This is a genomic window from Flavobacterium sp. (assembly GCF_043756175.1).
In the GTDB taxonomy this organism is placed as follows: domain Bacteria; phylum Bacteroidota; class Bacteroidia; order Flavobacteriales; family Flavobacteriaceae; genus Flavobacterium.
In genome coordinates this window covers 1-9,663 of the sequence record NZ_JAYURN010000130.1, presented here as the reverse complement: position 1 = coordinate 9,663, position 9,663 = coordinate 1, and the positions used below count along the sequence as shown (strand labels likewise).

Annotated in this window: 7 protein-coding genes; all 7 read right to left on the bottom strand. The window is 34.5% G+C overall.

Annotation, left to right across the window (positions count from 1 at the left end; translation table 11 throughout):
* On the bottom strand, nt 1-827 hold an 827-nt coding region (locus tag ACH2BP_RS10175), incomplete at its 3' end, for a cytochrome c oxidase subunit II (protein ID WP_395059529.1).
* Between the two features lie 18 nt (nt 828-845).
* Nucleotides 846-2,354 carry a quinol:cytochrome C oxidoreductase gene (locus ACH2BP_RS10170; RefSeq protein WP_395059527.1) on the bottom strand — a complete coding sequence of 503 codons (1,509 nt, stop codon included), beginning with the start codon at nt 2,352-2,354 and terminating at the stop codon, nt 846-848.
* A gap of 25 nt (nt 2,355-2,379) precedes the next feature.
* Entirely contained in the window at nt 2,380-2,925 is a 546-nt protein-coding gene (locus tag ACH2BP_RS10165) for a c-type cytochrome (protein ID WP_395059525.1), read from the bottom strand.
* A gap of 8 nt (nt 2,926-2,933) precedes the next feature.
* On the bottom strand, nt 2,934-3,458 hold the full coding sequence (locus ACH2BP_RS10160; protein WP_395059523.1) for a DUF3341 domain-containing protein: 525 nt from the start codon (nt 3,456-3,458) through the stop codon (nt 2,934-2,936).
* Between the two features lie 6 nt (nt 3,459-3,464).
* Nucleotides 3,465-4,871 carry an NrfD/PsrC family molybdoenzyme membrane anchor subunit gene (gene nrfD, locus ACH2BP_RS10155; RefSeq protein WP_395059521.1) on the bottom strand — a complete coding sequence of 469 codons (1,407 nt, stop codon included), beginning with the start codon at nt 4,869-4,871 and terminating at the stop codon, nt 3,465-3,467.
* A gap of 93 nt (nt 4,872-4,964) precedes the next feature.
* Nucleotides 4,965-7,994, bottom strand: a complete 3,030-nt coding sequence (locus tag ACH2BP_RS10150) for a TAT-variant-translocated molybdopterin oxidoreductase (RefSeq protein WP_395059519.1) — start codon at nt 7,992-7,994, stop codon at nt 4,965-4,967.
* A gap of 33 nt (nt 7,995-8,027) precedes the next feature.
* Nucleotides 8,028-9,350: a cytochrome c3 family protein gene (locus tag ACH2BP_RS10145; RefSeq protein WP_395059517.1), complete on the bottom strand. Its 1,323-nt coding sequence runs from the start codon at nt 9,348-9,350 to the stop codon at nt 8,028-8,030.
* Nucleotides 9,351-9,663 lie beyond the last annotated feature (313 nt).

Sequence of the window (9,663 nt, the reverse complement as noted above, 5' to 3'; positions counted from 1 at the left end):
TCTGTTTGACGCATTTCGTCAGTAGTCATAATTGGTCTGAAGGCAAATTGAGTTACCATTCCTGGAACACAATTCATTTGTGCTCTAAAATGAGGCATGAAAGCAGAGTGCAATACATCTTGCGAACGCAATTTGAATACAATTTTTTTACCTTTAGGAATATGCAATTCTGATACCGAAATATCATCCTGCGCATTTGGATCTTCCATATCAACACCCATAGTGTTTATACCTTCTATCAAACGTACATTAGCTTTTCCTAGCACATTGTCTTGTCCTGAATAACGAGCAGTCCATGCAAATTGTTTTGCATATAATTCAACATACATCACATCTTCATCTTCATCTACAAACATAATATTTGTCCAAGTATATAATCCGTAAAGGATTAATCCTGCCAAAACGAATACCGGAATGATTGTCCAAATGAATTCTAATTTATCATTATCAGCAAAGTAAACTGCTTGTTTTCCTTCTTCACCCCTATATTTGAAAGCAAAATAAAATAAAAGTGCTTGTGTTATTGCAAGAACAAAAAATACTACTCCAAATGTTATCCACATTAAGTTATCATAATCGGCTCCGTGCTCTGATGCAGGATCGATTAAGACTAAATGATTCCATTTAAATAATCCGTAGATTACAAAAATATATAGAAACGCAAGGAAACCAAACATTAAATATCCTTGGATATTATTATCTTTATTATCTGCAATTTGAGAACGGTTTCTATTTGCTCCAACTTGAGTCAAATCGAAAATCTTCGTCATTTGCCAAATTGAAACACCTACTAAAAGTAAAACTATAATTACCAACAAACTTGTCATCTGTTTTTTGTTTAAATATTAATAATGAAAATGCTTACTTTCTTCGATAAGTGGATTTCCTTTTGGTAATAAAGGTTGTTTTGAAAGTGTTGTAAACACTACATATATAAACAATCCTAAAAAGAAAAATATCGAACTTAATTCGGAAACTCCAATAAACCATTGATCTCCAACCGTAGCTGGGTAAATCATATTATGAAAATCTAAATAATGACCACATAAAATTACGATTCCAGCCATAGATATAATCCAAGGTACACGTTTGAAATCTGTATTAATTAATATTAAAATTGGAAAAACAAAGTTCATTGCAACCATTCCGAAGAAAGGCAAATTATAATGTTCAATTCTAAATTTAAAATAGGTCACTTCTTCAGGGATATTAGCGTACCACATTAACATGAATTGAGAAAACCATAAGTAAGTCCAGAATACCGAAATACCAAACATAAATTTAGCTAAATCATGAAAATGACTGTTGTTTACGTTTTCTAAATATCCTTTAGATTTTAAGTATAATGTTGTTAATGCAATTACAGTAATTCCGCTTACAAAGAAACTTGCAAATACATACCATCCAAACAAGGTACTATACCAGTGTGGGTCTACAGACATAATCCAATCCCAAGACATCATAGATTCTGACACTAGGAAAAAGGCTAAAAATGCAGCAGATGCTTTGAAATTTTTCTTGTAATAAGATGCATCATTCGTTTCGTCTAATAACAAAGCATTTTTCCGAGTGTACTGACGATAAAATATCCAACCACCCATAAAGATAGCAGCTCTGATTAAGAAGAATGGCACGTTTAAATAACCTGATTTTCCTTGAATTAGTTCATCATGTTTGACTACTTCTGGATCCATCCAAACAAACAAATGATTGAAATGTAAACTTGATAAAACTAACAATACATAAACAATTATTGCTCCAGGAACTAAGTATGAAGTTAACGCTTCCATTACTCTAAATAATACTGGAGACCAACCTGCTTGTGCCGCATGCTGAATAGCATAAAATGCTAAAACTCCCAATGATATTAACATAAAGAATAAAGCAGCAACGTATAACGCAGCCCAAGGTTTATTTTGCAACTGATGAAAAACATGCTCAACATGCTCAGCGTGTTCTGTATGAGCGTCATTAGTAGCTTGATTACTTTCAGCTTTTGCTTCATGTGTGTCCTTAACTGATGTAGCAACAGATGCAACATGTCCTTCTTCAACATGACTTGCGATTGAATCTAACTTACCTTCAACCGATTCATTATGAGGCTTTAAAGTTTCAACTGTTGAGTCATCTACTTTATTTACTCCTTCATGAACAGATTTTACAACATGTTCACCTGCTTTTTCAACTTCGTGTTGTGTGGGAGTAGCATGATGTTCTCCATGACCTGATGCAAGAATAGCTTCTACTTCCTCTGTATTTTTAGGGGCAGTGAAAAAACCATAACCAATACCTAATGCTCCTAAAACCATTAAGATAAGTGACAGATTTTTTAATTTGCTTGAAAATGTATACATAATTTATAAATAGATTGTTTTACAATTATAATTCAGACTTAAGTTTCATAACATAGACAGAAACTTCCCATCTTTCTTTTTGTGACAATTGATTTGCGTAAGACCCCATCGAATTTAAGCCATAGGTTTGAACATGGTAAATACTCCCTACCGAAATTTCTCTGTCGGCATAGCTTGGGACTCCAAGAAATTTCTCTCTTTTTACTAGATTCCCATTCCCATCTCCTTTTTCACCATGACAAATAGCACAATAAATATTGAACAACTCTTTTGTTTTTTCAAAATCAATTGCAGATGAGTCTAAAGGAGAATTTTTAACATTTTTTGACACTAAATAACCTTCATTTGTATTTGGAATTGCATAAGGCACAAAACCTCTTTTTATAGAACCTTGCGCAGGAAGTTGTCCTTCTTTTCCGTTTTTGAAAGCAGAAGACTCTGAATATGTTTCGTATCCTGCAGATTCGTACATGTTTGGAAAAAACTGATAGTTAGGCTTTAACTTATCTTGACATGAAAACAGCAATGAAGACAACCCCATTAAAACTGCTAGTGTATATACTTTTTTCATAGTTCTGATTAATGCTTTTCTACTACTTTAACTTCTACAGCTCCCGTATTTTTTAGGAAAGAAGTTAATTCATCTTCATTATTATTTACTGAAACTTCCATTAAGAAGTGATCGTCTGTTGTGCGAACATCTGGATTCTCGGCAGTTTTAAATGGCCATAATTTACTTCTCATGTAAAAAGTAATAACCATAAGGTGTGCTGCAAAAAACACCGTTTCTTCAAACATAATTGGCACGAATGATGGCATATTTTGAATGTAAGAAAAACTTGGTTTTCCACCTATATCTTGAGGCCAATCTTGAATCATGATATAATTCATCATCCAAGTTCCAAAAGACAGTCCTGTTAAACCATACAAAAAGGCACAAATTGCAATTCTTGTTGGAGCCAGTCCCATCGCTTTATCTAGCCCGTGAACTGGAAAAGGTGTGTAAACCTCTTCAATATGATGGTGTGCCAATCTGGTTTGCTTTACAGCGTCCATCAAAACATCATCATCGTTATATAGTGCATGTATTACTTTATTACTCATGACTTTTTAGTGATTATCGTGATTATGTACATTTTGCTCTCTTTCCTTTTTGTAATTATCTCCCGACGATTTCAAGATTGTTTTTACTTCCGCTTGAGCAATTACTGGGAATGACCTAGAATAAAGTAAAAATAATACAAAGAAGAATCCAATAGTACCTATAAAAATTCCTATATCTACAAATGTTGGTTGAAACATTGTCCAAGATGATGGTAAGTAATCACGGTGTAAAGAAGTTACGATAATTACAAAACGTTCAAACCACATTCCTATATTTACAACAATTGATATTATAAATGAGAACATAATACTTGTACGCAATTTTTTAAACCACATAAATTGTGGAGAAAACACATTACAAGTCATCATTGCCCAATATGCCCACCAGTAAGGCCCAGTAGCTCTGTTCAAGAATGCATATTGCTCATATTCAACACCTGAATACCAAGCTACAAAAAGCTCTGTGATATAAGCACATCCTACAATAGAACCTGTAATCATGATTACAATATTCATTAGTTCGATGTGTTGTATAGTGATATAATCCTCTAAGTTAGATACTTTTCTCATAATAATAAGTAAAGTATTTACCATGGCAAATCCTGAGAATACAGCTCCTGCCACAAAATAAGGAGGAAGAATAGTTGTATGCCAACCAGGTACGATAGATGTAGCAAAGTCAAAAGATACAATCGTATGTACCGAAAGTACAAGAGGGGTTGCTAAACCTGCTAAAACAAGTGAAACTTCTTCAAAACGTTGCCAATCTTTTGCGCGACCTGACCAACCAAAACTTAATATAGAATAAACTCTTTTATTGAAAGGTGTTACAGCTCTATCTCGAATCATTGCAAAATCAGGTAACAAACCAGTCCACCAAAAAACTAGTGACACCGAAAGATACGTTGAAATTGCAAAAACATCCCAAAGTAATGGTGAGTTAAAGTTCACCCAAAGTGAACCAAACTGATTTGGGATAGGTAAAACCCAATACCCTAACCATGGACGACCCATGTGAATGATTGGAAACAAACCTGCTTGCATTACAGAGAAAATTGTCATTGCTTCTGCAGAACGGTTAATAGCCATTCTCCATTTTTGACGGAATAATAATAATACTGCAGAAATTAAGGTTCCGGCGTGACCAATACCAACCCACCAAACGAAGTTAGTGATATCCCAAGCCCAACCAATTGTTTTATTTAATCCCCAAGTTCCAATACCTGTTGTGATGGTATAAATCATACAGCTTAGTCCCCACAAAAAAGCAGCTAAAGCGATATAAAATACTGTCCACCATTGTTTGTTGGCTCTACCTTCTACTGGCCTAGCTACATCAACTGTAACGTCATGATAACTTTTGTTACCAAAAACCAAAGGTTTTCTAATGGGTGCTTCGTAATGAGACGACATAATTTAATTTTAGATTTTAGATTTTAGATTTCAGATTTATAAAAATCATCTTTCTTATCTATATTTTACAATTCTACTTTGTACCTATTATTACTAATTTCTAACTTTTACATGGTAAAATACATTTGGTTTTGTTCCAATGTGCTCTAACAAGTGATACATTCTTTTATCTTCAGATAATTCAGCTACTTTACTGTCTTTGTTATTTACGTCCCCAAAAACCATAGCTCCCGTTGTACAAGCGCTAGAACAAGCAGTTTCAAATTCATCTGATTTCACTTCTCTACCTTCACGTTTTGCAGTTAGAATAGTACTTTGTGTTTTTTGAATACACATAGAACATTTTTCCATAACTCCACGAGAACGAACGTTCACATCTGGATTCAAGACCATACGACCTAAATCGTCATTCATATGATAATCAAATTCATCGTTTCCGTTATATAAGAACCAGTTAAAACGACGTACTTTATAAGGACAGTTGTTTGCACAATATCTTGTACCTACACATCTGTTATAAGCCATGTGATTTTGACCTTGACGAGAGTGTGATGTTGCAGCAACAGGGCAAACAGTTTCACAAGGCGCATGATTACAGTGCTGACACATTACTGGTTGAAAAGCTACTTGAGGATTATCTGATGGTGTTTCCATACCACGTAAAGTAGCTACAGAATCCAACAATCCGTCGCTTCCTTCTTTTAATTTATTATCTCCTTCAAATGTTGTTGCAGCAGAATAATACCTATCAATACGCAACCAGTGCATATCACGACTTCTTCTTACTTCAGATTTTCCAACAACTGGCACATTATTTTCTGCATGACAAGCAATAACGCAGGCTCCACAACCTGTACAAGAATTTAAATCGATAGAAAGATTAAAGTGATGTCCAACTGTACGATCGAAAGATTCCCACAAATCGACACTAGTAGCAGGCACTTCTTTGTGATCCAAAGAAACCATTGGCACAAGATTCCACTCTCCAGCTTCTTTTGTATTAAATATATCTAGGGAAGTTTCTTTAATAATATCTCCACGACCCATTAATGTTCTTTGTAGCTGAACACAAGCAAATTCATGTTCTCCTTCTTCTTTAGCAATAGTTACATTTTGTAAATTACTAAAGTTTTTATATAAAGTGTAAGCATTTATACCTACTTGCATTTCTTCTTTCATAGCCGCTTTACGACCATAACCTAATGCCAATCCAACAGTTCCTTTTGCTTGACCTGGTTGAATAATCACTGGCACTTTTTCTAATTTCACACCATCGACAGTCAAAGTAACATAACTTCCGTTAAGACCTCCGTTAGCCACATTCCAGTTTTCAATTCCTGAAGTTGTAGCATCTGCCTGAGATATTGTTAAATAGTTATCCCATGACGCTCTTGTAATTGGATCTGGAAATTCTTGCAACCAAGGATTGTTTGCTTGCTGACCATCTCCTAAACCAGTTTTAGTATACAATACCAATTCTAGTTTTGATGATTCGGCTTTCGACAAAGTTGAAGCAGCTCCATTAAAATCGACTCCAGCTCCAGCAGAAGCTGAAATTCCTTCTGTAACCGCTACACCATCATGAACCAATTGGTTCCAAGATTTAGCACCCGACCAAGAAGCACGAAGATAATTGTAATAAGTTTGTGTATTTCCTGTCCAAGACAACAAAGCATCTTGAAATTGAACTGTATCAAACAAAGGACGAATAGTAGGTTGTGTTAAAGCATAACTTCCTTTAACAATACTTACATCTCCCCAAGTTTCTAAATAATGAGGTGTTGCTACTGCAATATTTGAAATAGAAGCAGTTTCGTCTTCCTTCATTGCAAAAGCAACAGAAAGTTTTACTTTTTTCAATGAATCAGCAAATTCTTTTCCGTTTGGTAAAGAATAAACTGGATTTACACCATTCATAATTAAGGTATGAACAGCTCCCGATTTCATATCAGCTAAAAGTTGTTTAACATCAGCATTGCTTCCTTTTCGGATTTGACGTGTGTTTGACGTATTAAAAGCCTCACTTGATAAAGCCCTATTGATAGCCAAAACTAGTAATTGCGCATTTTTATCATCGATACCACAAACCAAAACACCTTTACTTCCAGCAGCTTTTAGTTGTTGACCTGCTTTCATTACCATTTCATCTTTAGAAGAACCTATAGAAGAAACTGTAATTATATTATATATTTGAACTAATGCTTGTTTTTGATTTGCAACAGTCATTGGAAAACGCTTATCAGCAGCAGCACCAGACAAAGTCATGTTTGCTTCAAACTGAAAGTGACGTGACATTTTTCCGTTTTGAGGAACACGACCTTGCGCATAACCAGAATCGAAACCACCACCTTGCCAATCTCCTAAGAAGTCTGCACCAACAGAAACAATTACATTAGCTTTTGAAAAATCATAATCAGCCAAAGCCCTTTCACCATAAACGGCTTCAAAAGCATCTAAAGCATCTGACGAAGAAACCGCATCGTAAGTTACATGTTTTGCATTTGGATTTGAAGCTATAAACTGAGCGATCAATCTGTCAGTAGATGGACTTGCAGCAGTATTAGTCAACAATACAACTTTTCCTCCTTTTTCTTTAGCATCAACAACACTAGATTTAATTTTAGCATTTGCTTGATCCCAAGTTGCATCTTTACCAGCAATTTTTGAAGTTTTCAAACGCATATTGTCATATAATGACAGTACCGACGCGTGAACACGAGCATTTGCATGAAAATTTGCACCAGCAATTTTATTGTTTTCTATTTTGACAGGACGACCTTCACGCGTTTTTACTAAAATATTAGCAAAATCGAAACCATCAGCAATTGTAGTCGCATAATAATCGGCTACACCAGGGATAATTTCTTCAGGTTGAACTACATAAGGAATTGACTTATGCACTGGACCTTCACAAGCTGCAAGTGAAGCAGCCGCCGTAGTAAATCCAACGTACTTAAGAAAGTCACGACGTGTTGTAGAAGATGTAGCTAAAGTAGCAGCATCACCTAAAAATTCATTTGTTGGAATTTCTTCCACAAATTCGTTATTTCTAAGCGTCTCAACAATAGAACTATTTTCGTTTAGCTCTTCAACACTTTTCCAGTATTTTTTGTTTGATGACATATTGTATATAAAAATTAGCTTCTTAGTAATATATTAATAGTGACATTTACCACATTCCAAACCTCCCATTTGCGCTGCAGTCAACTTGTCTACACCGTATTTTTTAGAAAGCTCATCGTGAATTTTTTTGTAGTAATCGTTTCCTTCAACTTTTACATCTGTTTCACGGTGACAGTTTATACACCAACCCATAGTTAACGGCGCAAATTGTTTTTGAATTTCGTAAGTTTGAACTGGTCCGTGACATTTCTGACATTCTATTCCAGCAACAGTTACGTGTTGAGAGTGATTAAAGTAAACAAAATCAGGTAAATTATGAATTCTAACCCATTTTACTGGTTTGGTTTTTCCTGTATATTTTTGAGTTGTTTTATCCCAACCAACCGCATCATACAATTTTTGAATTTCTCCTGTGTAATATTCTTTTGTATATTCAACATAAGTTGAATCTTTATCTCCTTGGAATTCAGCAATGTTTTTATGACAATTCATACAAACATTTAACGAAGGAATACCAGCATTTTTACTTACACGAGCCGAAGAGTGACAGTATTTACATTCGATACCGTTATCACCAGCGTGAATTTTGTGAGAATAATGTATTGGTTGTATTGGTGCATAATCTTTATCGACACCTATTTGAGATAAGTAACCGTATACAAAGAACGCACTAGTTAACATTAACAATATAACTGAAACCAATACCAGAAACTGATTTTTAGCAAATGCTTTCCAGATAGGTAATGTTTTTGTTTTTTCATCAACTTCGATACCGTTTGCTTTCGCAATTTTACCTAACACATTGTTTACCATAAACAACATAGCTACTAAAATCGCTAAAATACCCGCTAGCAATCCTAGTATTAGGTTATTTGATATTCCGCCTTCCGACGTAGCCCCTTCAGCACCAGCAGTTGGAGTTGGTGTTGTTGGCTTTTCAATTTCAGTATCAGTATAAGCCAAGATATTATCTATATCAGCGTTTGATAATTGCGGGAAAGCAGTCATTACAGACTTATTGTTTTCGTTGAAAACTTTTACAGCATCTGCATCGCCCGAAGCAATAAGCGCAGAACTATTTTTAATCCAACTATACAACCATGTTTTATCATGTTTTGCAGTTACACCTCGCAAAGCTGGACCCGTCATTTTAGCATCTAGCTTATGACAAGCCGCACAATTTGAGTTAAAAAGCGCTTTTCCTTGTACAGCATCTCCACCAGAAGCAGGAGCCATAGTTGCAGAGACATCTGGAGCAGCTTCTTGCGCAAAGGAATTAAGAGAAATGGACATTACAAACGCTAAACTAAGCGCTATTATCCTTGAAATCGATTTATGGTTACCCACTTTTTTCATATATTAAATGATTAACATCTAAATTTGGTATTGATTTTACTACGATTATCGAAATAAATACAATTTGCCATTTAAAAAACTTCGACAAAAATACGACTTATGAACTATTCTCAAAACCTTAAATATATCTTAATTATTAATTTATATTTATTCTAAATAATATTTTTTGATTTGTTTAAGAAGTTAAAATGTATTTTTGTATTAAAATATATTCATTATGAGAATCTTAAGTTTTAGAAGTGTCGTTTACAGCAGTATTTTTTTGATATTTTACTCTTCCAATTGTTTTTCACAAGAGGCAAAAACTTCTATT

Bases quoted from the DNA above. Each gene is read 5' to 3' on its own strand.
- ACH2BP_RS10145 (WP_395059517.1), bottom strand. From the start codon at position 9,350: ATGAAAAAAGTGGGTAACCATAAATCGATTTCAAGGATAATAGCGCTT.
- ACH2BP_RS10150 (WP_395059519.1), bottom strand. From the start codon at position 7,994: ATGTCATCAAACAAAAAATACTGGAAAAGTGTTGAAGAGCTAAACGAA.
- ACH2BP_RS10165 (WP_395059525.1), bottom strand. From the start codon at position 2,925: ATGAAAAAAGTATATACACTAGCAGTTTTAATGGGGTTGTCTTCATTG.
- ACH2BP_RS10170 (WP_395059527.1), bottom strand. From the start codon at position 2,354: ATGTATACATTTTCAAGCAAATTAAAAAATCTGTCACTTATCTTAATG.
- ACH2BP_RS10160 (WP_395059523.1), bottom strand. From the start codon at position 3,458: ATGAGTAATAAAGTAATACATGCACTATATAACGATGATGATGTTTTG.
- nrfD (WP_395059521.1), bottom strand. From the start codon at position 4,871: ATGTCGTCTCATTACGAAGCACCCATTAGAAAACCTTTGGTTTTTGGT.